Source organism: Thauera sp. GDN1, from assembly GCF_029223545.1.
Lineage (GTDB): Bacteria > Pseudomonadota > Gammaproteobacteria > Burkholderiales > Rhodocyclaceae > Thauera.
Genome location: NZ_CP097870.1, coordinates 685424 through 707884 on the forward strand (window position 1 = coordinate 685424; position 22461 = coordinate 707884).

At 70.0% G+C, this 22461-nt stretch carries 24 protein-coding genes; 15 read left to right on the forward strand and 9 right to left on the reverse strand.

Annotated elements, in window-relative coordinates; all coding sequences use genetic code 11:
- Positions 1 to 25: 25 nt before the first annotated feature.
- From CKCBHOJB_RS03050 to CKCBHOJB_RS03080, 7 genes are all read right to left on the reverse strand, one after another.
- Positions 26 to 667 carry a prepilin-type N-terminal cleavage/methylation domain-containing protein gene (locus CKCBHOJB_RS03050; RefSeq protein ID WP_281050562.1) on the reverse strand — a complete coding sequence of 214 codons (642 nt, stop codon included), beginning with the start codon at positions 665 to 667 and terminating at the stop codon, positions 26 to 28.
- 109 nt (positions 668 to 776) lie between these two features.
- The gene (locus CKCBHOJB_RS03055; protein ID WP_348634857.1) at positions 777 to 1445 is read right to left on the reverse strand and encodes a type II secretion system protein; all 669 of its coding nucleotides are present in this window, start codon (positions 1443 to 1445) and stop codon (positions 777 to 779) included.
- Positions 1446 to 1519: 74 nt separating this feature from the next.
- Entirely contained in the window at positions 1520 to 2836 is a 1317-nt protein-coding gene (locus tag CKCBHOJB_RS03060) for a hypothetical protein (RefSeq protein ID WP_281050564.1), read from the reverse strand.
- Positions 2833 to 4323, reverse strand: coding sequence for a hypothetical protein (locus CKCBHOJB_RS03065; protein WP_281050565.1), 1491 nt, complete (start codon positions 4321 to 4323; stop codon positions 2833 to 2835). The genes CKCBHOJB_RS03060 and CKCBHOJB_RS03065 overlap by 4 nt, the downstream gene beginning before the upstream one ends.
- Before the next feature lie 5 nt (positions 4324 to 4328).
- Complete coding sequence (locus CKCBHOJB_RS03070) at positions 4329 to 5528, reverse strand: type II secretion system F family protein (protein WP_281050566.1); 1200 nt, start codon at positions 5526 to 5528, stop codon at positions 4329 to 4331.
- Positions 5525 to 7237 (reverse strand): type II/IV secretion system protein, encoded by a 1713-nt coding sequence (locus CKCBHOJB_RS03075; protein ID WP_281050567.1) that lies wholly within the window; start codon positions 7235 to 7237, stop codon positions 5525 to 5527. Before CKCBHOJB_RS03075 ends, CKCBHOJB_RS03070 begins: the two co-directional genes overlap by 4 nt.
- Positions 7234 to 8982, reverse strand: coding sequence for a pilus (MSHA type) biogenesis protein MshL (locus CKCBHOJB_RS03080; protein WP_281050568.1), 1749 nt, complete (start codon positions 8980 to 8982; stop codon positions 7234 to 7236). Before CKCBHOJB_RS03080 ends, CKCBHOJB_RS03075 begins: the two co-directional genes overlap by 4 nt.
- Positions 8983 to 9199: 217 nt before the next feature.
- On the opposite strand from CKCBHOJB_RS03080, the gene CKCBHOJB_RS03085 reads away from it, so the two are divergent.
- Genes CKCBHOJB_RS03085 through murA form a run of 10 tightly spaced genes read left to right on the forward strand, consistent with a single transcriptional unit; the run spans position 9200 to position 16361 of the window.
- The gene (locus tag CKCBHOJB_RS03085) at positions 9200 to 10021 is read left to right on the forward strand and encodes an ABC transporter ATP-binding protein (RefSeq protein ID WP_281050569.1); all 822 of its coding nucleotides are present in this window, start codon (positions 9200 to 9202) and stop codon (positions 10019 to 10021) included.
- Complete coding sequence (gene mlaE / locus CKCBHOJB_RS03090) at positions 10018 to 10806, forward strand: lipid asymmetry maintenance ABC transporter permease subunit MlaE (RefSeq protein ID WP_281050570.1); 789 nt, start codon at positions 10018 to 10020, stop codon at positions 10804 to 10806. Before CKCBHOJB_RS03085 ends, mlaE begins: the two co-directional genes overlap by 4 nt.
- Positions 10807 to 10808: 2 nt before the next feature.
- Positions 10809 to 11282: an outer membrane lipid asymmetry maintenance protein MlaD gene (gene mlaD / locus CKCBHOJB_RS03095; RefSeq protein WP_281051601.1), complete on the forward strand. Its 474-nt coding sequence runs from the start codon at positions 10809 to 10811 to the stop codon at positions 11280 to 11282.
- Between the two features lie 32 nt (positions 11283 to 11314).
- Positions 11315 to 12163 carry a VacJ family lipoprotein gene (locus tag CKCBHOJB_RS03100; RefSeq protein ID WP_281050571.1) on the forward strand — a complete coding sequence of 283 codons (849 nt, stop codon included), beginning with the start codon at positions 11315 to 11317 and terminating at the stop codon, positions 12161 to 12163.
- Between the two features lie 9 nt (positions 12164 to 12172).
- Positions 12173 to 12838 carry an ABC transporter substrate-binding protein gene (locus CKCBHOJB_RS03105; RefSeq protein ID WP_281050572.1) on the forward strand — a complete coding sequence of 222 codons (666 nt, stop codon included), beginning with the start codon at positions 12173 to 12175 and terminating at the stop codon, positions 12836 to 12838.
- Positions 12835 to 13128 (forward strand): STAS domain-containing protein, encoded by a 294-nt coding sequence (locus tag CKCBHOJB_RS03110; protein WP_281050573.1) that lies wholly within the window; start codon positions 12835 to 12837, stop codon positions 13126 to 13128. The genes CKCBHOJB_RS03105 and CKCBHOJB_RS03110 overlap by 4 nt, the downstream gene beginning before the upstream one ends.
- On the forward strand, positions 13125 to 14021 hold the full coding sequence (locus CKCBHOJB_RS03115) for an ABC transporter ATP-binding protein (RefSeq protein ID WP_281050574.1): 897 nt from the start codon (positions 13125 to 13127) through the stop codon (positions 14019 to 14021). The genes CKCBHOJB_RS03110 and CKCBHOJB_RS03115 overlap by 4 nt, the downstream gene beginning before the upstream one ends.
- Positions 14014 to 14835, forward strand: a complete 822-nt coding sequence (locus CKCBHOJB_RS03120; RefSeq protein WP_281050575.1) for an ABC transporter permease — start codon at positions 14014 to 14016, stop codon at positions 14833 to 14835. The genes CKCBHOJB_RS03115 and CKCBHOJB_RS03120 overlap by 8 nt, the downstream gene beginning before the upstream one ends.
- 10 nt (positions 14836 to 14845) lie before the next feature.
- On the forward strand, positions 14846 to 15103 hold the full coding sequence (locus CKCBHOJB_RS03125; protein WP_281050576.1) for a BolA/IbaG family iron-sulfur metabolism protein: 258 nt from the start codon (positions 14846 to 14848) through the stop codon (positions 15101 to 15103).
- 7 nt (positions 15104 to 15110) lie between these two features.
- Positions 15111 to 16361 carry a UDP-N-acetylglucosamine 1-carboxyvinyltransferase gene (gene murA, locus CKCBHOJB_RS03130; protein ID WP_281050577.1) on the forward strand — a complete coding sequence of 417 codons (1251 nt, stop codon included), beginning with the start codon at positions 15111 to 15113 and terminating at the stop codon, positions 16359 to 16361.
- Positions 16362 to 16515: 154 nt separating this feature from the next.
- On the opposite strand, the gene rnk is transcribed toward murA, so the two are convergent.
- Positions 16516 to 16923 (reverse strand): nucleoside diphosphate kinase regulator, encoded by a 408-nt coding sequence (gene rnk / locus CKCBHOJB_RS03135; RefSeq protein WP_281050578.1) that lies wholly within the window; start codon positions 16921 to 16923, stop codon positions 16516 to 16518.
- 151 nt (positions 16924 to 17074) lie between these two features.
- Here rnk and hisG point away from each other — a divergent pair, with 151 nt between their 5' ends.
- Positions 17075 to 17719, forward strand: coding sequence for an ATP phosphoribosyltransferase (gene hisG, locus CKCBHOJB_RS03140; protein ID WP_281050579.1), 645 nt, complete (start codon positions 17075 to 17077; stop codon positions 17717 to 17719).
- A gap of 10 nt (positions 17720 to 17729) precedes the next feature.
- A complete protein-coding gene (hisD, locus tag CKCBHOJB_RS03145) occupies positions 17730 to 19037 on the forward strand; it encodes a histidinol dehydrogenase (protein ID WP_281050580.1) in 1308 nt (435 codons plus the stop codon).
- A gap of 48 nt (positions 19038 to 19085) precedes the next feature.
- Here hisD and hisC read toward each other — a convergent pair whose 3' ends face one another.
- Positions 19086 to 20171, reverse strand: coding sequence for a histidinol-phosphate transaminase (gene hisC, locus CKCBHOJB_RS03150; RefSeq protein ID WP_281050581.1), 1086 nt, complete (start codon positions 20169 to 20171; stop codon positions 19086 to 19088).
- Positions 20172 to 20357: 186 nt separating this feature from the next.
- Between hisC and hisB the strand changes: the two genes are divergently transcribed.
- The 3 genes from hisB to hisA all read left to right on the forward strand — a co-directional run bounded on the left by hisB (position 20358) and on the right by hisA (position 22442).
- Complete coding sequence (hisB, locus tag CKCBHOJB_RS03155) at positions 20358 to 20945, forward strand: imidazoleglycerol-phosphate dehydratase HisB (protein ID WP_281050582.1); 588 nt, start codon at positions 20358 to 20360, stop codon at positions 20943 to 20945.
- A gap of 61 nt (positions 20946 to 21006) precedes the next feature.
- Entirely contained in the window at positions 21007 to 21645 is a 639-nt protein-coding gene (gene hisH / locus CKCBHOJB_RS03160; RefSeq protein WP_281050583.1) for an imidazole glycerol phosphate synthase subunit HisH, read from the forward strand.
- Positions 21646 to 21692: 47 nt separating this feature from the next.
- Complete coding sequence (gene hisA, locus CKCBHOJB_RS03165; protein WP_281050584.1) at positions 21693 to 22442, forward strand: 1-(5-phosphoribosyl)-5-[(5-phosphoribosylamino)methylideneamino]imidazole-4-carboxamide isomerase; 750 nt, start codon at positions 21693 to 21695, stop codon at positions 22440 to 22442.
- Positions 22443 to 22461 lie beyond the last annotated feature (19 nt).

The following is a 22461-nucleotide window of genomic DNA, read 5'->3' on the forward strand; positions in this document are numbered from 1 at the left end:
GCCGTGTCGTGTGCTTCGGGCACGCTCAGAGACTGGCGCAGACCGTGTAGCTGTTCCCGTCCTCGAGCGGGCTGCCCGCCGAAATCGCCACCAGGCCGGTGACGCCGGTGGTCCCCGCGCGCAGCGAGCCGCGGCCGGGGTCGCCGTCGTCGAGCGCGATGTCGAGCTGGCGCACCAGCTTGCCGGGGATGGCGTCGGAGCACACCACCAGGCTGGCCGTCATGCCGAGCGTGCCGTTGCCGCGCTGTACCCCGAGGCGTCCGCCGAGCGCGTTGCGCGGCAGGAAGCCGGGGTCGTCGGTGTCGGTGCTGCCGGTCATCAGGTTGGCCAGGCGCAGGTGCTGCCAGAAGCGTAGGGTCTCGGCGCTGCCGGTGGCATCCCAGGCGCCTTCGATCAGGCCGTCGCCGTTGCCGACGACCGTGCAGCTTTCCCCGCCGCTGCACAGGTGGCGCACCGCCGCCGGATCGTCGCCGGGCAGCGTGCGGAACCTGTCCTGGTAGGCGTGCACCATTGCGGGGATGCTGCGCAGGTCCTGCGCGAGGTTCTTCGCCTTCGCGCTGTCGATCAGTTCCTGGCCCTTCAACACCCCGCCGAGCAGCAGGCCGATGACGAGCAGGACGATGGCGATCTCGACCAGGGTGAATCCGTTCTGAGGCTTCTTCTTCATGTGCGTTTCTCCGGGATGGTGGTGTGGTGGATGGGTGGTGCCTGGGTCGGCTGCGGGGTGGGCGTGAGGTGGGCGATGGGCCTGGAAGGCGGCGGCCAAAGAGGGGCGGCTAAAGGCGGCCGGCCTGGGCGATGCGCGCGATCAGCAGCGGCCGGCCGACCCAGGCGAGCAGGTCGTCGAAGTCGGCCGTCGCTTCGCCGGCCTGGTAGGCGGCTGCGCTTGCCGAATAGCTGGCGTTGAGCCCGTCGGCCCGGCGGTTCGGCCCGGTCGAATAGACGATCGCCACCGCCTGCGAGTCGGTGGTGGTGATGCGGCTGCCGTCGTGGCCGCGGATCTGCAGGTCGCCGACGGGGACGGTGGCAGCGCTTATCGTTGTGCTGGCGAATGCAGGGTCGACCCGGTAGTGCCAGTGCCCCGCCCAGCCGTCGCCGGGCTGCAGCCGTGCGCTGCCCCAGGGGTCGGTCGCGGGCAGGGCGAGGCTGCGCCAGGGCAGGCGGCCCTCGACCGCGAAGCTGCAGGGCGGGGCGTCCTCGACACCGTAGCGCGGGTGGGCAGGGTCGGCCTCGGTGCTCGGGCAGGGCAGGCGGCCGTGGATGATCGCGAAGCCGGTCAGCGCCTGCTGGATGTCGCGCAGGCGCTCGAGTGCGGCCTGGCGGTCGCGGGCCTCGATGCGGCTGGCAAGCGGCGCCAGCAGGCTGCCGCCGAGGAGCGCGAGGATCACCAGCACCATGGCCAGCTCGACGAGCGTGAAACCCCTGCTGCGGAACCGGGAGGCCAAAGCGCGACGGGCGTGCGGGACATGCGCGGGCGCGCGCCGTGACAGGGGAATGCGCGGGGGGCGATGGCGAGTGTTCATGGCAGGCAGCGGATGACGTCGGCGGTCGCCGGCCGGTCGCGATCGGGGGCGGTGAAGCGCGCGGCGCCGGCGAAGGCGGGCACGCCGGTGGCGAGATGAAGGGCATTGATGCCTTCGAAATACTGCGCGGGATCGGCGCGCTCGGCGGGCGTCGTCCGCTGCTGGCGTTGCGATCCGGTACGCAGGCGTTCGCCGCCCATCATGAGCACCGCGCGGCAGTGTTCGACGCGCGCCGGATCGTCGCGCTCGACGGCGATGCAGGCTTCGCCGCCGCGGCAGGCGGCGAAGCGCATCTGGTCGCGCCACAGGTCGATCGGGCCGCGCGCGTCGGCGGCGAGGCCGAGCGCTTCCGCGGACGGCAGCATGCCGGTGGCGAGCTCGCCGGTAAGGGTGGCATGGCGCGCCAGCCAGTCGGCGTACCCGCCGTCGAGGCTTGCGCGCAGGGCCGCCGCAGCCAGCCCGACCAGCCCATCGACGTAGTCCGCGAAGTCGTGACGTTGGCGCAGGGCGTCGAACAACTCGTCGATGCCGATCCAGGCGACCAGGTCGTTGGCGGTGGATTCCGCACCCGGCTGCGGCGCGCCGTGCATGACCGCAATCGGGCCGGTACTGGCGGACGGAAAGCTGGTGTCCAGATACTGCGCGAGGTCGGCCTGCGCCGAGTCGCTGCCGCTGCAGCCGAAGGCGCGCCCGGGCGGGCGGATCTGTCCGTCGAGCGCGGGGCCGGGCGCGAACAGGACGGCAACCGCGCGGCTGTCGGGAGCGGCCACCGGCAGGCGGTCGCCAGCGGTGGTGAATGGCTCGAACTGGCCGGAACTGTCCCAGTTCAGCGTCAGCGGCTTGGGGTTGTGCTTGACGCTGCCGGCGACCGCGTACCACAGGCACTCCCCCCAGCCGTCGCGCAGATCGGGCAGGCCGAGCGTGCGCCAGGGCAGCCTGCCGATCGCTGCCAAGCCGCGTGCGCCGCAGGCGCCGATCGGGGTCGAGCCGTCGTTGCCGCTGTCCGGGCAGGGCAGAAAGCCGTAGCCCTCGCCGGCGTGGCCCTCCTCGTAGCTGATGGCGTAGCCGATCAGCGCGGCGCGCGCCTGGGCGAGCGCTTCCAGGCTGCGGGCGTGGGCGACGGCTTCGGCACGGGCGCGCAAGTCGCCGTTGGCGAGCATTGCACCCGCGGCGAGCACGCCGAGCAGCACCAGCGCGGCGATCAGGGCCTGGCCGCCGATTCCGCTGCGGCCGGTGGCGGGGGTGGCGGACGCGGTCCGGGGCGCCGGGTTTCGTTCGGTGCGGGGTTTCATCTCGGCGATGCCGGTTCTCATGGCGTCGTCGTCGCGGAGGCTGGCGAGGCCCCGGGGCCGTCATCCGGGACGGCGGGCAGGGTGCGCGCCGATGGCGAAGGGGGTGCGGGCGATGTGGCCATCGGCTGCTCTGGCGCCGTCCAGCGGTCGCCGGCGCGCAGCCGGGTGTGGCGTGCGTGCGCTGGCGACAGGGCGGCTTCGCCGCCGCCGGCGAGCTGCAGGCCGGCCTTGCGCGCGCTCGTCAGCGTGCCGTCCAGCCAGACCAGGGCTTCGCCGTCCGGGCGCAGCAGGATGCCGTCGATGCGCCGGGGCGCAGGGAGGTCGGCTGCGGCGGAGACCGGCCGCTGGACTTCAGGGGCTGGACAGGGCGGCGGCGCGGCAGGTTGCGGTGGGCCCGGTTCGAGTGCTGCGAGCGGTGGATCGATCGCCGGCGGTGGCGGTTCGGTCGCGGGTTGCAGGCGAGCGGCGCGACCGGCGGCTTCGGCTGCGGCCGCTTCGTGCTCGACGTACCAGACGCCACAGCCGAGCACGATGGCGGCGCCAATACCGGCGAGGGCCAGGGTGCGCGGGGCGAGTGCGAGGGCGAGGGCTCCGCCCTGCTTGCGAAGGGAGGGCGGCCGCCAGCCGAGATCGACCGGTGCGTGCGCCAAGGCGAGCAGGAGTCGCCGGTCGAAGTCCGGCTGCCCGTCCGCGGCGCTGTGGTCGAGCTTGTTTCCGTCGGCGGAGGGCGACAGGAAAGCGGGCGCTTCGCCCGGCCGCTGCGGTGCCGCGTCAGTGGCTCGGGGCGGCTCCTGCAGCCGGTCGGGCGTTTCCAGCATCCTGATCGGCACGGACCTTTCGTCCGGGAGTCGGTGCTGGGCGAGCAGGTAGTCGCGGGTGCGTTCGACTTCCTCCAGCCAGGCGCCCGAGTGTGTCGCATCGGCCAGCGTGCCATGGCCGACCAGGCGGGAGAACTGTGTGTGGCCGTCGGCGACCAGGCTGATGCGCAGTCCGGCGCGGCCGAAGCCGGCCACCAGCTGCGGCCCGGCGCTCGTTGCCGCCTGGCCGGTGGCGGCGAGCACGAGGGGGACGAGGCTGGCGGCCGGGATCAGCCGGCTGATGCGCGCCCCGCCCGCGCGGATCGCCTCCAGCCACGGGCGCAGCTCGTCGCCGCGCTCCAGCCCGGCGAACAGGACGCGCTCGAAACCCTTGCGGCCATCGGGCGCGGGGCCGAGCGCGCAGGCGCGGGCGAACTCGGGATGCGGAAACCAGGCCGCGGTGCGGCGGGCGAGCAGCGCCCGGCGGTCGGCGCCGCGCACGCGTGGCAGGTCCTCGATCTCGTAGGCCTCGTCGGCGAGGTTGACCAGGATCCGGCACGACTCGCGGCGCCTGCGCGCACTTAGCCAGGCGCGCACGGCCGTCGCCTCGCCGGGGGCGAAACTCGCCAGCAGGGTGAGCTCGCAATCATGCATCTGCCATGCCTGTAGGCCGAGTGCGTCGATCGTCAGCAGGAGGGGTTTGCTCAGCATCGGGGCTATACCGGGAGGCGGGTGATGATGTCGTAGATCGGGCCGAGCACCGCGCTTGCGATCCACAGCAGCAGGCCGCCCATCACCATGGTCAGTGCGGGTTCGGCTGCGGCCTGCAAGCGGGCGATGCCGTCGGCCACGTCGCGCTGGTACAGGCTGGCGACCTTGTGCAGCGCCTGGTCGAGGGCGCCGGTGTGCTCGCCGAGGCGGAGCATGCGGGTGACCAGCGGCGGGAAGACCTGCGCCGCCTCGAAGGCGGCGGACAGCGGACGGCCCTGCTCGATGCCCTCGCGGGCGCGGCGCAGGCCCTCGCGCAGTGCCAGGTTGCCGACCGCGTCCTCGCTGGTGCGCAGCGCGTCGATGATGTTGATGCCGGCCGCGTACAGGGTCGCGAACAGGGCGGCGAAGCGTGCCAGCGCCAGCTTGCGCAGGATTTCGCCGACCAGCGGCAGACGCAGGCGCAGCGCGTGGGCGCGGATGCGCAGATGCTCCGAGCGTGCCAGGGCGTGGGCGCCGAGCGCGAGTCCGGCGGCGAGCGCGAGCAGCATCGCCCAGCCCCAGTCGCGCACCGCCTGCGACAGGCCGACCAGCAGGCGGGTCTGCAGCGGCAGGGACTGGCCGGCGCTGCGCAGCAGCTTCTCCACCTCGGGGACGACCTGCGTCAGTGCGATCACGATCGCCAGCAGCAGGATGGCGGCGACGATTGCCGGGTAGATGCCGATGCGGCGGGCATGGGTCGCAAGGGCTTCTTCCCGGGCCAGCGTCGTGCCGATGTCGCGCACCGCCAGCGGCAGGCGACCGGCGGTCTCGCCGGCACGCAGCAGGCTCGCCGCTACCGGCGAGAACGCCTGCGGCTGGCGCTCGGCCGCTTCGGACAGGGGCAGGCCGCGCTCGATGTCGGCGAGCATGGCGGCGATCACCTGCTGCAGGCGCGGTTCGGTGACCGCGTCGCGCAGGGCCACGAGGCTCTCGAAGGGCGGGACGCCCGCTTCCAGCAGCTGTTCGAGATGGAAGCAGAAGGTGGTCAGCTCGCGGCGCGCGATGTGGGACGCGCGGAGCAGGCCGGGGCGGCGGGGGCGGGCGGTGATCAAGAGCAGGCCTTGCGCGCGCAGGCGCTGCTCCAGGTCGTGCAGGTCGGTCGCGTCGAGCTCGCCGCGCACGCGACGGCCGTCCTCGGCGAGGGCGCGGTAGCGGAAGCGGCTCATGCGCCCTCCGCGAGCGCCCCGCTTGCCGGAGCCAGCGTCGACAGATCGACCACCCGCGCCAGCTCGCACACACTGGTGCTGCCATCGAGCACGCGGCGCACGCCGTCCTCGGCGAGGCTGCGATGGCCCTTGCGTCGCGCTGCGGCGCGCAGTCCCGCGGCGTGTGCCCGGCGCGCGACCAGTTCGTCGAGCTCGGCATCGAAGGGCAGGATCTCGGCGATCGCCAGCCGGCCGCGATAGCCGCGGAAGTCGCAGGCCGGACAACCGGCGGCCTCGTAGACGATCGCGGTCGCGCCGTCGGCGGGCAGTCCGAGGCGGGCGCGGTCGGCCGCGCTCGCCGGGGCGGGTTTGCGGCAGGTCGGACACAACCGGCGCACCAGGCGCTGCGACAGGACGCCGGTGAGGTTGCCGGCGAGCAGTTCGGGTGTCAGGCCGATCTCCACCAGGCGCGGGATGGCGCCGAACACCGAGTTGGCATGCAGGGTGGCGAACACCTGATGGCCGGTGAGCGCAGCGCGCAGGGCCATGGTGGCGGTGTCCGCGTCGCGGATCTCGCCGATCAGGATGATGTCCGGGTCCTGGCGCAGCAGTGCGCGCACGCCGTCGGCGAAATCGAGGCGCGAGGCCTCCCCGACCTGGGTCTGGCGGATCATCGCCAGCGGATACTCGACCGGGTCCTCCAGGGTCATGACGTTCACCGCCTCGGAGCTGAGGTGGTTGAGGATCGAGTACAGGGTGGTGGTCTTGCCGCTCCCGGTGGGACCCACCACCAGCACCAGGCCCTCGGGGCGGGCGAGGATGCGGTCGAGATCGTCCGCCTGTGCGGGCGTCAGACCGAGCGCCTGCAGCGGCACGATGCCCTTGTCGCGGTCGAGGATGCGCAGCACGATGTTCTCGCCGTGCAGCGTGGGCTGGGTGGCGACGCGGAAGTCGACCGGTCGCCCGCCGACCGCGAGACTGATACGTCCGTCCTGGGGGCTGCGCGACTCGGCGATGTCCATGCCGGCGAGTACCTTGAGGCGCACCGCGAGCTCCGCCCAGCACGCGCGGTGCAGCGCGCGGACCTGGCGCAGTGCGCCGTCGATGCGGTGGCGGATGCGCAGGAAGCCGGCCTCGGGCTCGAAGTGCAGGTCGGAGGCCCCGCGCGAGACCGCGTCGGCGAGCAGCGCATCGACCAGGCGCACGACGAGCTGCGGATCGCGCGGCGATGCGCCGGCCCCGCCGTTGCGCTGCTCGAGGGCGCGCACGAGCTCTTCGATCGAGCTCGCCTGGCCGTAGTGCTGCTCGATCGCGCGTCCGAGCTCGCCCTCGCCGGCCAGTCGCGGCTCGATGTGCACGTCGGGGCCGAGTTCGGCGCGCAGGCGGTCGAGGGCGACGATGTCGTGGGCGTCGGCCATGGCGACGATCAGCCGCTTGCGTGCGGTGTCGTAGTGCAGCGGCAGCAGCCGGTGGCGGCGGGCGAGGGCCTGCGGCACGCGCGCGATGGCGTCCGGATCGGCCAGCGCGGCGGCGAGGTCCACCCAGGGCACGCCACTGCGTGCGGCAAGCGCGTCGCGCAGCGCGGCCTCGCTGACGAAACCGAGCCGGACCAGCATCGGCCCCAGGGGCTGGCGGCGGTCCTGCTGTTCGTGGAGGGCGATCCGCAACTGGTCCGCGCTGATGAGGCCGGCGGCGAGCAGGGTCTGGCCGATGGATGGGGGCGCGTTCATGGCAGGCTGTCGCTCGGGGTGAAGGAGGCGTCGGGTGTCGTGCCGGCGGGCGCGAGCAGGGGGCGCAGCGGCACGTGCGGGAAGTTGCGCTGTCCGGGCGAGGGGCCGTCGGTGAGGAAGCGGTCGTCCGGCAGAAGCGCGGCGTAGTTGGCATAGCCCGCCTGCAGGCTGGGCTCGTCGATCAGCAGCGGGCGCAGGAAGATCAGCAGCTCGGTGCGCCGGACCGCGTTGTCACGGCGGGTGAACAGCTCGCCGACGAGCGGGATGTCGCCGAGCAGCGGGATGCGGCCGGTGTCGTGGTCGACGCGGTCCTCCATCAGCCCGCCGAGCACCGCGATCTCGCCGCTGCGCAGGCGCAGCATGGATTCGATCTCGCGCGTGCGGATCTGCGGCACGCGATTGGGGATGTCGCCGAGCGAGGGGTTGGGGTCGTCCTTGAAGCCGGAGATGCCCGAGATCGTCGGCCGCACGTTGAGGGTGATCTCGCCGTCGGCGGATATCTGCGGCGTGACCGACATCACCATGCCGACCGAGACCGACTGCGGCGTGGTGGTGGCGGTGATGCGGGCCTGCTTGCGGTCGTCGTACTCGGTGGTGGTGCTGTCGACCAGGAAGTACACGACCTCCTCGACCACCTTGAGCATCGCGGTCTGGTTGTTGAGCACCGACAGGCGCGGGCTGGACAGCACCTTCACGGTGCCGAAGGTCTCCAGCAGTTCGAGGCGGACATCGTTGCGCGCAGACAGGTAGGACACCGTGGGCTGGCCCGGCATCGCGTCGTCGCTGCCGCGCGGACGGACGTTCCAGCCCGGCACGCCGATGCGCGTCCAGTCGATGCCCTGGCGGTAGCCGTCGGCCAGGGTGACCTCGACGATGGTGGCCTCGATCATCACCTGGCGGCGCGCGGCCTGCTGCACGCTGCCGAGGAAGGCGCGCAGCTGCTCGTGCTGGCGGGCGGTGGCGCGCACCATCAGCACGCCGCTCTCGCGGTTGATCATGACGTCCGCGCTGCGGCAGGGGCGGCTGGCGCCGTCGCCGCAGCCGGGGCCGCCGGTCCCGGCCAGGATGCTGACCAGGTTGGCTTCGAGTGCGGTCCAGAAGTCGTTGCTGGCGCGGGTCTCGATCTGCGTCACCGAGGCGTTGCCGCTGCCGGCGTTCTGGCCGGCCGTGCCGGTGGTGGCGATCTGCGTGCTGGTGGCGACGGTGCCGCGCATGTCGCGGCTGAGGTTGACATAGTCCAGGCCGTAGCTGCGGATCACCGGGGTGTCGGGGCGAACCACGAGGTGGCCGCCGTTCAGCTCGTAGCGGATGTCGGCCTGGCGGGCGATGCGTGCGAGCAGTTCGTGCAGCGGCTGGTCGTGTGCGCGCAGCGTGACGCGGCCTTCGATGCCGGCGTGGAGATCCAGTTCGAGTCCGGCGTCGCGACCGATCGCGAGCAGCAGTTCGGCGACCGGGAGCTCGCGGACGTCGACCGAGTATCCGCGTACGGACGCGTGCTGCTTGCCGCCGGCGGGCACCGTTGCGGCCGTCGCCGGCGTGTCGTGCATCCGCGGCGCGGCGCTTGCCGCTTGCGCGCCCGCGTTTGCAGCCGCGTGCTGCCCCGCGCCCGCCGGGGCGTGGCGCGGGGCGCTCGCGGCGCGTGCATCGAGGTGCCCCGGGGCGCCCGGCGCGCGCTGCAGGGGCGCGCAGGCGGTGACCGCGAGAGTGGTCGAGAGAATGACAAGAAGGTTTTCGGTGGCGTGCATGCGTTCATGCTAAATGGATCAAATGAAAAAGTGAATAGCCATTTGGCATTGATCGGGAGGGCGTTCGGCATCGCCTGTGCGAGGTGCAAGTGACTGGAGCGCAACGCATCTCCATGGGCGATGACGATGGCGAGTGTCTTGTTGCGTTGCAGCAACGAGCGGGCGGCTGCAATCGGTCTCTGCTATAGTTCAGGGTTTTCCTGGCGCCTCATACCCCGTGTCCACGTCTGCCGAACAGACTTCCCCGCTGGTTTCCCTGCGCGACGTGCGCTTCGCCTACGGCGAGCGCGAGGTCCTGCGCGGCATCGATCTGAGCGTGCATCGCGGCCAGGTCATCGCCATCATGGGGGGCAGCGGTTGCGGCAAGACCACGCTGTTGCGTCTGATTGGCGGCCAGTTGCGGGCCACCGCCGGCACGGTCGAGGTCGAGGGGCGCAACGTCGCCCGCCTGTCGGGCAAGGAGCTCTACGCGCTGCGCCGGCGCATGGGCATGCTGTTCCAGTTCGGTGCGCTGTTCACCGACATGAGCGTCCATGACAACGTCGCCTTCCCGCTGCGCGAGCACACCGGGTTGCCGGCGGACATGATCCACGACCTGGTGCTGATGAAGCTGCAGGCGGTGGGGCTGCGCGGTGCGGCGAAGCTGCATCCGAACGAACTCTCCGGCGGCATGGCGCGGCGGGTGGCGCTGGCGCGCGCGGTGGCGCTCGATCCGATGCTGATCCTGTACGACGAGCCCTTCGCCGGCCTCGATCCGATCTCGCTCGGCATCATCGGCCAGCTGATCCGCAAGCTGAACGACGCGCTCGGCGCGAGCTCGGTGATGGTGACCCACGACGTGCACGAGTCGCTCGCCATCGTCGATTACATCTACTTCGTGTCCGACGGCCGCATCGTCGCGCAGGGCACGCCGGCCGAGATCCGCGCCTCGAGCGATCCCTTCGTGCATCAGTTCGTCAATGCCGAGGCCGACGGGCCGGTGCCCTTCCACTATCCGGCACCGCCGATCGACAGCCTGCTGAACGAGGAGGGCGCATGAACGCGATCGCCTCCGCGCTGCGCCGCATCGGCGCGCTGACCATCGACGGCGTGTGGCGGCTGGGTTTCGCCACCCGCTTCCTGCTCGCGGTGCTGATGAACTCCGGCCAGTCGCTGCGCCGCATCCATCTCACCATCCGCGAGCTCTACTTCAGCGGCGTGCTGTCGCTGCTGATCATCGTCGTCTCGGGACTGTTCGTCGGCCTGGTGCTCGGGCTGCAGGGCTACGACATCCTGCAGCGCTACGGCTCGGCCGACGCGGTGGGCGTCATGGTGGCGCTGTCGCTGCTGCGCGAGCTCGGGCCGGTGATCGCCGCGCTGCTGTTCGCCAGCCGCGCCGGCTCCGCGATCACCGCCGAGATCGGACTGATGAAGGCCACCGAGCAGCTGAAGGCGATGGACATGATGGCGGTCAACCCGATCGCGCGCGTGGTCGCGCCGCGCTTCTGGGGCGGCGTGCTGTCGATGCCGCTGCTGGCGGCGCTGTTCTCGGCGATGGGCATCTTCGGCGGCTGGCTGATCACCGTGGCGGTGATCGGCGTCGATGACGGCGCGTTCTGGTCGCAGATGCAGGCTGCAGTGGAATTCGAGTACGACGTGATGAACGGCGTGATCAAGTCCGCGGTCTTCGGTACGGTGGTGTCGCTGATCGCGGTGTTCGAGGGCTACGATTGCCAGCCGACCGCCGAGGGCGTGTCGCGCGCGATCACCCGCACCGTCGTCACGTCCGCGCTGGCCATCCTGGCGCTGGACTTCGTGCTTACCTCCTTCATGTTCAGGGGTTGATGATGAGTCGTACCGCGCTCGACCTGTGGGTCGGCATTTTTGTTGCGATCGGTTTCGCCGCGCTGGTCTTCCTGGCGATGAAGGTCGGCAACTTCTCGGGTCTGGACGGCAGCGAGACCTATCGCGTCGAGGCGCCCTTCGACAACATCGGCGGCCTCAAGGTGCGCGCCCCGGTCAAGAGCTCGGGCGTGCTGGTCGGCCGTGTCGCCGCGATCCGTTTCGATCCCGAGATCTATCGCGCGGTGGTCGAGCTCGAGATCGACAGGCGCTATGGCTTCCCGGCCGACACCACGGCCTCGATCCTGACTTCCGGCCTGCTCGGCGAGCAGTACGTCGGGCTGGAAGCGGGGGCCGACTCGGCGATGCTGAAGAATGGCGACCGCGTGCTGATCACCCAGTCGGCGGTGGTGCTGGAGAAGCTGATCGGGCAGTTCATGTTCGACCGTGCCGCGGACGCGCCCGCGCAGCCGCAGTGAGGCGGCGGCCAGGTCTTCCGGAGAAAACAACAATGCAAAACGTCTTCCGCTCCTCCCGCGCCGGCGTGGCTGCTGCCGCGCTGTCGGCCGCGCTGCTGACGGGCTGTGCCACCACCGCCAACCCCAACGATCCGCTCGAAGGCTTCAACCGCGCGATGTTCAGCTTCAACGACCAGCTCGACAAGGCCGTCGTCAAGCCCGCGGCGCAGGTCTATGATGCCGTGCTTCCGAGCCCGGTGCGCACCGGCGTCGGCAACGTCTTCGGCAACCTCGCCGACCCCTGGATCGCGCTCAACAACATCCTGCAGGGCAAGTTCGCCGAGGGCGTGAGCGACCTGATGCGCTTCGCCCTCAACTCGACCTGGGGCCTGCTCGGCGTGCTCGACATCGCCAGCGAGGCCGGCCTGCCCAAGCACGACGAGGACCTCGGCCAGACCCTGGGGCGCTGGGGCGTGGGCGAGGGCGCCTACATCGTGCTGCCCTTCTTCGGCCCGCGCACGGTGCGTGACGCGGTCGCGATGCCGGCCGACATGATGGGCGAGACGCCGTTCGCCATCGACCACGTGCCGACCCGCAACACCGTGACCGCCACCCGCGTGGTGCACGCGCGCTCGGTGCTGCTCGGCGCCGACCACACGCTGGAGGAGGCGGCGCTCGACCGCTATGCCTTCGTGCGCGACTTCTATCTCGAACAACGTCGTTACAAGGTCGATGATGGCCGCCAGGAGCGGGTGTACGAAGATTTCGACGAGCAGTCCGCCGCGCCGCTCGGCGACGAGGTGGATGCCGCCGCGGCCGCCGCGGTGGAGCGCCTCGAACTCGTCGGCATCGGCGAGCTGGCGCTCGAGCGCGCGGCCGCATCCCCGACCCACAAGAACTGAGGGCCAGACATGAAAGCACTGACGAACCGTTTCCTCCTCCCCCTGCTGTGCATGATGTTCGCCGGCGCGATGTCGGCGAGCGCCGCGACCGATCTGAAGGCGCCAGACGCGCTGGTCAAGGACGTCACCAACGAGGTGCTCGAGATCGTGCGCGCCGACAAGGCCATCCAGGCCGGCGACACCAAGCGCGTGATCGAGCTGGTCGACGCCAAGGTGCTGCCGCACTTCGACTTCCGCCGCATGACCATGCTCGCCGTCGGCCGTGACTGGCGCCAGGCCACGCCCGAGCAGCAGGCCAGGCTCACCGACGCCTTCCGCACCCTGCTCGTGCGCACCTACTCCAACGCGCTGACCCAGTATCGCGACCAGCGCATCGAGTTCCGTCCCTCGCGCTTCGCCGAGGCCGACACCCGCGTGCAGATCCGCACCGAGGTCATCCAGGCCGGCGCCCAGCCGGTCGGCATCGACTACATGCTGGAGAAGAGCGAGAAGGGCTGGAAAGTGTTCGACGTCATCGTCGCCGGCGTGAGCCTGGTCACCAACTATCGCAGCAGCTTCGGCCAGGAAATCAGCCGCGGCGGCATCGACGGCCTGATCAAGTCGCTGGAGGAGCGCAATCGCACGCTCGCCGAGCAGCAGGGGCTGCAGCAGGGCGCAGGCGGTCGCGGCGCATGAGCGCATCCGGCCCTGTCACCGTATTCGCGCCCGCCGGCGAGCTGACCATGGTGTCGGCGCCGGGGGTGCTCGAGGAAGGCCGCCGGCTGGCGCGCGCGGGCGACCTGGTGGTCGATTTCGCCGGCGTCACGACTGCAGACTCGGCAGCGCTCGCGCTGCTGTTCGACTGGATGCGCTGCGCACGCACGGCCGGCAATCGCCTGAGCGTGCGCGGCCTGCCGGCCGCCATGGCGAGCCTGGCCGCGCTCTACGACATCGATCCGCTGTTGCCGCTGGAAGGCGCGCGATGACCGTTCCCGCCATCCGCATCCACGGCGTCGCCAAGCGCTATGGCGCGCTGCAGGCGCTCGGCGGTGTCGACCTCGAGATCGGCCAGGGCGAGTTCTTCGGCCTGCTCGGCCCCAACGGTGCCGGCAAGACCACGCTGATCTCGGCGCTGTCGGGCCTTGTGCGTCCGGACAGCGGCTCGCTCGCGATCATGGGTCACGACGTGGTCGCCGACTACCGCAATGCCCGCCGCAATCTCGGCGTGGTGCCGCAGGAGCTGGTGTTCGATCCCTTCTTCTCGGTGCGCGAACTGTTGCGCATCCAGTCGGGCTACTTCGGCATCCGCAGCAACGACGACTGGATCGACGAGATCCTCGCCAGCCTGGACCTCACCCACAAGGCCAACGCCAACATGCGCGCGCTGTCGGGTGGCATGAAGCGGCGTGTGCTGGTGGCGCAGGCGCTGGTGCATCGGCCGCCGGTGATCGTGCTCGACGAGCCCACCGCCGGCGTGGATGTCGAACTGCGCCAGGGGCTGTGGCAGTTCATCCGCAAGCTCAACCGCGACGGCCACACCATCGTGCTGACCACACACTACCTCGAAGAGGCCGAGACCCTGTGCGGTCGGATCGCGATGCTTAAGGCCGGGCGCATCGTTGCGCTCGACACCACCGACAACCTGCTGCGCCGCTTCGCCACCCACAGCCTGCGCGTGCGCCTGGCGCATCCGGAGCGCGGCGTGGTGCTCGGCGGCAGTGCTGCCGAGGGCGGCTGGGTCGAGTTCGCGTTCGACAGCTACGCCGAGGTCGAGACCCTGCTCGCCCGCCTGCGCGAGGCCGCTGCCGGACTGACCGAAATGCAGCTCGGCGAGCCGGACCTCGAGCGCGTCTTCGTCGAGGTCATGAATCGTGCCTGATCGTTCCCCCGCAATCCGTCCCGCGCCGCGCATCGAGCCGATGGCGCCCGAGTCGTCGCTGACCGGCTTTCGTACCCTGCTGTACAAGGAGACCCTGCGCTTCTGGAAGGTCAGCTTCCAGACGGTCGCCGCGCCGGTGTTGAACGCGCTGCTGTTCCTGCTCATCTTCTCGCACGTGCTCGACCGCCACGTCACCGTCTATGGCGAGGTCGCCTACACCAGCTTCCTGGTGCCCGGGCTGGTGATGATGTCGGTGCTGCAGAACGCCTTCGCCAACAGCTCGTCCTCGCTGATCCAGAGCAAGATCACCGGCAACATCATCTTCGTGCTGCTGCCGCCGCTGTCCTATCGCGAGTTCTACGCCGCCTACGTGATCGCCTCGACCCTGCGCGGGTTGATGGTGGGTGCGGGCGTGCTCGCGGTGTCGGCGGCCTTCGTCGAGGTGCCGATGGCCAACCCGCTGTGGGTGCTTGCCTTCGCGGTGATGGGCGGGATCATCCTCGGCTCCTTCGGGGTCATCGCCGGCATCTGGGCGGACAAGTTCGACCAGCTGGCCGCCTTCCAGAACTTCCTGATCATGCCGCTGACGATGCTGTCGGGCGTGTTCTACTCCATCCATTCGCTGCCGCAGTTCTGGCAGGATGTGTCGCATTTCAACCCGTTCTTCTTCATGATCGACGGGTTCCGCTACGGTTTCTTCGGTCAATCGGACACCTCGCCCTGGCTGTCGCTCGGCGTTGTGGGCCTGTGTTTCGTGGTACTCGCGGTCCTGACCCTGGCGATGCTCGCCCGGGGCTACAAGCTGCGTTCGTAAAGGATTCCAAATGTTTGAAGCAAGCGAGATCAAGCGGCTGATCGAGCAGGGCCTGCCCTGCGAGTTCGTCTTCATCGAGGGCGACGACGGCGTGCATTTCCGCGGCATCGTCGTCAGCGCCACCTTCGAGGGCAAGATGAAGGTGCGCCAGCATCAGGCGGTGTACGCCACCCTCGGTCGCCTGATGGGCAACGAGATCCACGCCCTGCAACTGCAGACCTTCACCCCTGCGCAGTGGGAAGAAGGCCGCGGCGAACTGGGCATGTGAGGCGAAGATGGACAAGCTGCTGATCGAGGGCGGTGCCCGCCTGTCGGGCGAGATCGCCATTTCCGGGGCCAAGAACGCCGCGCTCCCCATCCTGTGCGCGGCGCTGCTCACCGCCGAGACGGTCACCTTCACCAATGTGCCGCAGTTGAACGACATCGGCACCCTGCTCGAGCTGCTCGGGCAGATGGGGGTGAAGGTCGCGCGCGACGGCGACACCGTCACGCTCGACGCCTCGGGCCTGAACAATCCGGTCGCGCCCTACGAGATGGTCAAGACCATGCGCGCCTCCATCCTGGTGCTCGGCCCGCTGGTCGCGCGCTGCGGCGAGGCACGGGTTTCGCTGCCCGGCGGCTGCGCGATCGGTGCGCGCCCGGTGGACCAGCACATCAAGGGCCTGCAGGCCATGGGTGCCGAGGTGCGTGTCGAGCACGGCTACGTCCATGCGACCGTGCCGCGCCTGAAGGGCGCGCGCCTGTTCACCGACATGGTGACGGTGACCGGCACCGAGAACCTGATGATGGCCGCCGTGCTGGCCGACGGCGAGACCGTGATCGAGAACGCCGCGCGCGAGCCCGAGGTGGTCGATCTCGCCAACTGCCTGGTGGCGATGGGGGCGCAGATCTCCGGCGCGGGCAGCGACGTGATCCGCATCCGCGGCGTCGAGCGCCTGCACGGCGCGACCCACCGCATCATGCCCGACCGCATCGAGACCGGCACCTACCTGTGCGCGGCTGCGGTCACCGGCGGTTCGGTGCGCCTGACCGGCACCAGTTCGAGCTACCTCGATGCGGTGATCGACAAGCTCATGGACGCCGGCTGCGAGGTGGTGTCCGAGCGCGACGCGATCCGCCTGTCGGCGCCGGCGCGGCTCAACGCGGTGAGCCTGCGCACCGCGCCCTATCCGGCCTTCCCGACCGACATGCAGGCGCAGTTCATGGCCATCAACTGCGTGGCCAATGGCGTGGCGATGATCCGCGAGACCATCTTCGAGAACCGTTTCATGCACGCGGTCGAGCTGCAGCGCCTGGGCGCCGACATCCGCATCGACGGCAATACCGCGGTGGTCCAGGGGGTGGCGAAGCTCGAGGGGGCGACGGTGATGGCGACCGACCTGCGGGCTTCGGCCTCGCTGGTCGTGGCCGGCCTGGTGGCCGAGGGCGAGACGACGATCGAGCGCATCTATCACCTCGACCGCGGCTACGAGCGCCTGGAAGAGAAGCTTGCCGCGCTCGGCGCGAAGGTTCGGCGCCTGGCCTGAGCGCATCGAAGCGCGCCAGCGCGCGCCCGACCGCTCAACAAGAAGGGGCTCCCGGACAAGCCGGCAGCCCCTTCGTCATTCCGGCGCCCGGTCCGGGGCGCAGGCATCGTCGCGGATGCGTGCGCGGGAACGGATGAGGGCCCGGGGGAGTGGCTCAGAGCTCGAACTGGCCGTTGGCTTCCGGCTGCCAGGTGACTTCGATCACCTTCAGGCGGATCTCCTTGCCGTCCGCAGCCTTCCAGTCGATCGACTGGCCGGCCGACAGGCCGAGCAGCGCACTGCCGGCGGGCGAGAAGATCGACACGCGGTGGGCTTCGGCGTTGGCGTCCTTGGGGTAGGCCAGGGTCAGCTCGTATTCGCGGCCGGTGCCTTCCTCGACGAAACGCGCGCGGCTGTTCATCGTGATGACGTCGGCCGGCATGTCCTGCGGCTCGCGCACGTCGGCGCGCTCGAGTTCCTCGCGCAGGCCGTCGAGGTCGCTGCGGCTGCGGAAGGCGGGGAGGGTGAGCAGACCCTCGAGGCGCTCGAGGTCGCTGCTGGAGACGGTGATCGACGGTTTCATGGTGCAAGTTCCTGCATGAGGGGCGCGCCGGCGCTGCGGCGAAACAAAAGAAAAGGCCGAACCGCCAGTTGCGGTTCAGCCAGTCGCGTAGAAGGTTAACAGAAGCGGCGCCGGGTTACAATGCGGGCTTACCCAGATCAAGGCCTTTCACGTGTCCAGCATCACGCTCGCCCTGTCCAAGGGGCGCATCTTCGAAGAGACGCTGCCGCTGCTCGCAGCCGCGGGCATCGTGCCCACCGACAACCCCGAGTCCTCGCGCAAGCTGATCATCGGCACCAATCGGCCGGACGTGCGCCTGGTCATCGTGCGCGCCACCGACACCCCGACCTACGTGCAGTACGGCGCCGCCGACCTCGGCATTGCCGGCAAGGACACGCTGGTCGAGCACGGCGGCGCGGGCCTGTACCAGCCGCTCGACCTCGAGATCGCGAAGTGCCGGCTGTGCGTCGCGGTGCAGAAGGGCTTCGACTACGCCGCCGCCACCCGGCCGGGCGGGCGCATCCGCGTCGCCACCAAGTACATGAACGCCGCCAAGGCGCACTTCGCCGGCAAGGGCATGCATGTGGACCTGATCAAGCTCTACGGCTCGATGGAGCTCGCGCCCCTGGTCGGGCTGGCCGACGCCATCGTCGACCTGGTGTCCACCGGCGGCACGCTGCGCGCCAACAACCTGGAAGAGGTCGAGGACATCATGCCGATCAGCTCGCGCCTGATCGTCAACCAGGCCTCGCTCAAGCTCAAGCGCGAACTCATCCAGCCGGTGCTCGACGCCTTCGCCGGCGCGATCAAACCGTAAGGAAGCATCCATGAGCCAGACGCCCATCCGCCGCCTCGATGCGCGCGAGCCCGAATTCCTGTCCACGCTCGACGCGCTGCTCGCCTTCGAGTCCGAGGCCGACGAACGCATCGACAGCGCCGTCACCGAGATCCTGCGCGCGGTGCGCACCACCGGAGACGCCGCGGTGGTCGAGTACACCCGCCGCTTCGACGGGCTGGACGTGCATTCGATGGTGGCGCTGGAGCTGCCGAAGTCCGAACTGCATGCCGCCCTCGACAGCCTGTCGAAGGAGCAGCGCGAGGCGCTGACCATCGCCGCCGACCGCGTGCGCGTCTATCACGAGCGCCAGAAGGGCGAGTCCTGGGAGTTCACCGAGGCCGACGGCACCCGCCTGGGGCAGAAGGTCACGCCGCTCGACCGTGTCGGCCTCTACGTGCCGGGCGGGCGCGCGTCCTACCCGAGCTCGGTGCTGATGAACGCGATCCCGGCCAAGGTCGCCGGCGTCGGCGAGCTGATCATGGTCGTGCCCACTCCGCGCGGCGAGAAGAACCCGCTGGTGCTGGCGGCGGCGGCGATCACCGGCGTGGACCGCGTGTTCACCATCGGCGGCGCGCAAGCGGTGGCGGCGCTCGCCTACGGCACCCAGACCATCCCGCAGGTGGACAAGATCGTCGGCCCGGGCAATGCCTACGTCGCCGAGGCCAAGCGCCGGGTGTTCGGCACGGTCGGCATCGACATGGTCGCCGGCCCCTCCGAGGTGCTGATCATCTCGGACGGCTCCGGCCACGCCGACTGGGTGGCGATGGACCTCTTCGCCCAGGCCGAGCACGACGAGCTCGCGCAGTCGATCCTGCTGTGCACCGATGCGACCTTCATCGACGCGGTGCACGAGGCGATCGATCGTCTGCTGCCGACCATGCCGCGCCGCGACACCATCGCCAGGTCGCTGGCCAACCGCGGTGCGCTGATCCACGTGGATAGTCTGGAGCAGGCCTGCGCGCTCGCCAACCGCATCGCGCCCGAGCACCTCGAGCTGTCGCTCGACGATGCGGAGGCGTGGATCGACCGCATTCGCCACGCCGGCGCGATCTTCGTCGGCCACTGGGCGGTGGAGGCGCTCGGCGACTACTGCGCCGGTCCCAATCACGTGCTGCCCACCATGCGCAGCGCGCGCTTCTCGTCGCCGCTCGGCACTTACGATTTCCAGAAGCGCACCAGCATCGTCAACATCTCGCAGGCCGGCGCCCAGCATCTGGGCAGGGTCGCGTCCATCCTCGCCCATGGCGAGGGCCTGCAGGCGCACGCGCGCTCGGCGGAGATGCGGCTGAAGGTCTGATCGGGCGCCGGCGGAGCAGTTCGCTCCGCCGGCAGGCCTTGAAGGCGCTCAGGCGGCGAGAATTTCCTTCAGTGCCGCGATCAGGATGTCGCACTGTTCGTCGGTGCCGATGGTGATGCGCATGAACTGGTCGATGCGCGCCGCCTTGAAGTGGCGCACGATGATCGCGCGCTTGCGCAGTTCTGCCGTCAGCTCGCCACCGTCGCGCTGCGGATGGCGGGCGAAGATGAAGTTCGCGGCCGACGGCAGTACCTCGAATCCCAGTGACCGCATGTCGGCGACCAGCTTCTCGCGCGTCGCGATGACCTTGCGGCAGCTCTCCCGGAAAAACGCCTCGTCCTCCACCGACGCCACCGCGCCGGCGATCGCCAGGCGGTCGAGCGGGTAGGAGTTGAAGCTGTTCTTGACCCGCTCCAGGCCCTCGATCAGCTCGGCGTGGCCGACCGCATAGCCGACGCGCAGGCCGGCGAGGGAGCGGCTCTTGGAGAATGTGTGGGCGACGAGCAGGTTCGGGTAGCGGTCGACGAGCGCGATCGCGCTCTCGCCGCCGAAGTCGACGTAGGCCTCATCGACCAGCACGACGGCGTCGGGATTGCCGGCGACGATGCGCTCGACATCGGCCAGCGCCAGCAGGCGTCCGGTCGGGGCGTTGGGGTTGGGGAAGATGATCGCGCCCGGGCGCTCGGTTGCCGCCTGGCCGGGCTGCGGCAGGTAGTCCTCCACGCGGATGGCGAAATCCTCGGCGAGCGGGATGCTGCGGTGGGCGATGCCGTACAGCCCGCAATACACCGGGTAGAAGCTGTAGGTGATGTCCGGGAACCACAGCGCGCGATCGTGCTTCAGCAGGGCCATGAAGGCGTGCGCCAGGACCTCGTCCGAGCCGTTGCCGACGAAGACCTGCTGCGGCTTTACGCCGTGGCGCCGTGCGAGTGCCGTCTTGAGCGCATCGGCGTTCGGATCCGGATAGAGGCGCAAGCCGTCGCCGGTGGCGGCGCGGATGGCTTCCAGCGCCTTCGGCGAGGGGCCGTAGGGGTGCTCGTTGGTGTTGAGCTTGACGAGGTTGTCCAGCTTGGGCTGTTCGCCCGGCACGTAGGGGGTCAGGCCGTGGACGACGGCGCTCCAGAAGCGGCTCATGCGGATGTCTGCGGTTGGATGGAACGAGTGCGCCTCGCGCGCCAAGCGTGGAAGGGGGCGCCGACACGGCGCGAGGGCAGCGCGACAGCACCACCGTCCCCGCGCCACAGGCTGCGCGTTGCAGCGAGTTTGCCGCGCGATGGTATCATGGCTGCGACCCCTCACCCTTTGGCCAGAAGTCCCCCCATGCGGCAAGCAGAAGTCACTCGCAACACCCTCGAGACGAAGATCACGGTGCGCATCGACCTGGACGGTACCGGCCAGGGCAAGCTCGACACCGGCGTGCCCTTCTTCGACCACATGCTCGACCAGATCGTCCGTCACGGCCTGATCGACCTCGACATCCACTGCGAGGGTGACACCCACATCGACGACCATCACACCGTCGAGGACGTCGGTATCACGCTCGGCCAGGCCTTTGCGAAGGCGATCGGCGACAAGAAGGGGCTGCGCCGTTACGGTCACGCCTACGTGCCGCTCGACGAGGCCCTGTCGCGCGTGGTGGTGGATTTCTCCGGGCGCCCGGGCCTGCACTATTTCGTGAATTACACCCGCGCCCGCATCGGCAACTTCGATGTGGACCTGGCGCGCGAATTCTTCCAGGGCTTCGTCAATCACGCCGGCGTCACGGTGCACATCGACAACCTGCGCGGCGACAACGCCCACCATCAGTGCGAGACGGTGTTCAAGGCCTTTGCCCGTGCGTTGCGCATGGCGGCCGAGCGCGATGAGCGCGCGGCGGGCACCATCCCCTCGACCAAGGGCGCGCTCTGATCTTCTTCCTTCCGCGGCTGCCCTGCGCGGCCGCCATCCTGTCGAATAGCGAGTCAAGCCGATGACCACCGTGGCCATCATCGATTACGGCATGGGCAACCTGCGCTCGGTCGCGAAGGCGATCGAGCACGTGGCGCCCGGCCACGACGTCTTCGTCACCTCCGATCCCGCACGGGTGGCCGCGGCCGAGCGCGTCGTCTTCCCCGGCCAGGGCGCGATGCCCGACTGCATGCGCGAGCTCGACGCGCGCGGCCTGCGCCCGGCGGTGCTCGCCGCCGCGGCGGCGAAGCCCTTCCTCGGCATCTGCATCGGCCAGCAGATGCTGTTCCAGCACAGCGCCGAGGGCGACGTGCCCGGACTCGGCATCCTGCCGGGCGAGGTCGTGCGTTTTCCCGAGGAGCGCATGAGGCTGGCCGACGGCAGCCTGCTCAAGGTGCCGCACATGGGCTGGAACGAGGTCTGGCAGTCCGCACCGCATCCTATGTGGGAGGGCATCCCCGACGGCGAGCGCTTCTATTTCGTGCACAGCTATTTCGTGACCCCGGCCGACCCCGCGCTGACCGCGGCCGAGACCGACTATGGCCTGCGCTTTACCAGTGCGGTAGCGCGGGCTAATATCTTCGCGGCCCAGTTCCACCCGGAAAAGAGCGCCGCTGCAGGCCTTCGGCTGCTTGCAAACTTCATCCGCTGGCAGCCCTGAGCGCCGACGGTCCTGTCTTTCGACTCCGCCCTTCTGAACTGATCCCCATGTTGCTGATCCCCGCCATCGACCTCAAGGACGGTCAATGTGTTCGCCTGAAACAGGGCGAGATGGACGATGCCACGGTGTTTTCCTCCGACCCGGGCGCCATGGCGCGCCACTGGCTGGAGGCCGGCGCCCGCCGCCTGCACCTGGTCGACCTCAACGGCGCCTTCGCCGGCAAGCCCAAGAACGGCGCCGCGATCCGCGCGATCACCGACGTCGTCGGTGACGGCATCCCGGTGCAGCTCGGGGGCGGCATCCGCGACCTCGACACCATCGAGCACTACCTCGACAACGGCATCAGCTACGTCATCATCGGCACCGCCGCGGTCAAGAACCCCGGTTTCCTGCATGACGCCTGCAGCGCCTTCCCCGGCCACCTCATCGTCGGGCTCGACGCCAAGGACGGCAAGGTGGCGGTCGACGGCTGGTCCAAGCTTACCGGCCACGACGTCGTCGACCTGGCGAAGAAGTTCGAGGACTACGGTGTCGAGTCGGTGATCTACACCGACATCGGCCGCGACGGCATGCTCTCGGGCGTCAATATCGAGGCCACCGTACGCCTGGCGCGCGCGCTGCGCATCCCGGTCATCGCCAGCGGCGGCATCACCGACCTGCGCGACATCGACGCGCTGTGCGCGGTCGAGGACGAGGGCATCATGGGCGCGATCACCGGTCGCGCGATCTACGAGGGCACCCTCGACTTCGCCGCCGCCCAGGCGCGCGCGGACGAACTCAACGGCGTGACCGAATGACCTTCTCCTGCGAGCGCCG

Bases quoted from the DNA above. Each gene is read 5' to 3' on its own strand.
- CKCBHOJB_RS03050 (WP_281050562.1), bottom strand. From the start codon at position 667: ATGAAGAAGAAGCCTCAGAACGGATTCACCCTGGTCGAGATCGCCATC.
- CKCBHOJB_RS03060 (WP_281050564.1), bottom strand. From the start codon at position 2,836: ATGAGAACCGGCATCGCCGAGATGAAACCCCGCACCGAACGAAACCCG.
- CKCBHOJB_RS03065 (WP_281050565.1), bottom strand. From the start codon at position 4,323: ATGCTGAGCAAACCCCTCCTGCTGACGATCGACGCACTCGGCCTACAG.
- CKCBHOJB_RS03070 (WP_281050566.1), bottom strand. From the start codon at position 5,528: ATGAGCCGCTTCCGCTACCGCGCCCTCGCCGAGGACGGCCGTCGCGTG.
- CKCBHOJB_RS03075 (WP_281050567.1), bottom strand. From the start codon at position 7,237: ATGAACGCGCCCCCATCCATCGGCCAGACCCTGCTCGCCGCCGGCCTC.
- CKCBHOJB_RS03080 (WP_281050568.1), bottom strand. From the start codon at position 8,982: ATGCACGCCACCGAAAACCTTCTTGTCATTCTCTCGACCACTCTCGCG.
- mlaE (WP_281050570.1), top strand. From the start codon at position 10,018: ATGAACGCGATCGCCTCCGCGCTGCGCCGCATCGGCGCGCTGACCATC.
- mlaD (WP_281051601.1), top strand. From the start codon at position 10,809: ATGAGTCGTACCGCGCTCGACCTGTGGGTCGGCATTTTTGTTGCGATC.
- CKCBHOJB_RS03100 (WP_281050571.1), top strand. From the start codon at position 11,315: ATGCAAAACGTCTTCCGCTCCTCCCGCGCCGGCGTGGCTGCTGCCGCG.
- CKCBHOJB_RS03105 (WP_281050572.1), top strand. From the start codon at position 12,173: ATGAAAGCACTGACGAACCGTTTCCTCCTCCCCCTGCTGTGCATGATG.
- CKCBHOJB_RS03110 (WP_281050573.1), top strand. From the start codon at position 12,835: ATGAGCGCATCCGGCCCTGTCACCGTATTCGCGCCCGCCGGCGAGCTG.
- CKCBHOJB_RS03115 (WP_281050574.1), top strand. From the start codon at position 13,125: ATGACCGTTCCCGCCATCCGCATCCACGGCGTCGCCAAGCGCTATGGC.
- CKCBHOJB_RS03125 (WP_281050576.1), top strand. From the start codon at position 14,846: ATGTTTGAAGCAAGCGAGATCAAGCGGCTGATCGAGCAGGGCCTGCCC.
- murA (WP_281050577.1), top strand. From the start codon at position 15,111: ATGGACAAGCTGCTGATCGAGGGCGGTGCCCGCCTGTCGGGCGAGATC.
- rnk (WP_281050578.1), bottom strand. From the start codon at position 16,923: ATGAAACCGTCGATCACCGTCTCCAGCAGCGACCTCGAGCGCCTCGAG.
- hisD (WP_281050580.1), top strand. From the start codon at position 17,730: ATGAGCCAGACGCCCATCCGCCGCCTCGATGCGCGCGAGCCCGAATTC.
- hisC (WP_281050581.1), bottom strand. From the start codon at position 20,171: ATGAGCCGCTTCTGGAGCGCCGTCGTCCACGGCCTGACCCCCTACGTG.
- hisB (WP_281050582.1), top strand. From the start codon at position 20,358: ATGCGGCAAGCAGAAGTCACTCGCAACACCCTCGAGACGAAGATCACG.
- hisH (WP_281050583.1), top strand. From the start codon at position 21,007: ATGACCACCGTGGCCATCATCGATTACGGCATGGGCAACCTGCGCTCG.
- hisA (WP_281050584.1), top strand. From the start codon at position 21,693: ATGTTGCTGATCCCCGCCATCGACCTCAAGGACGGTCAATGTGTTCGC.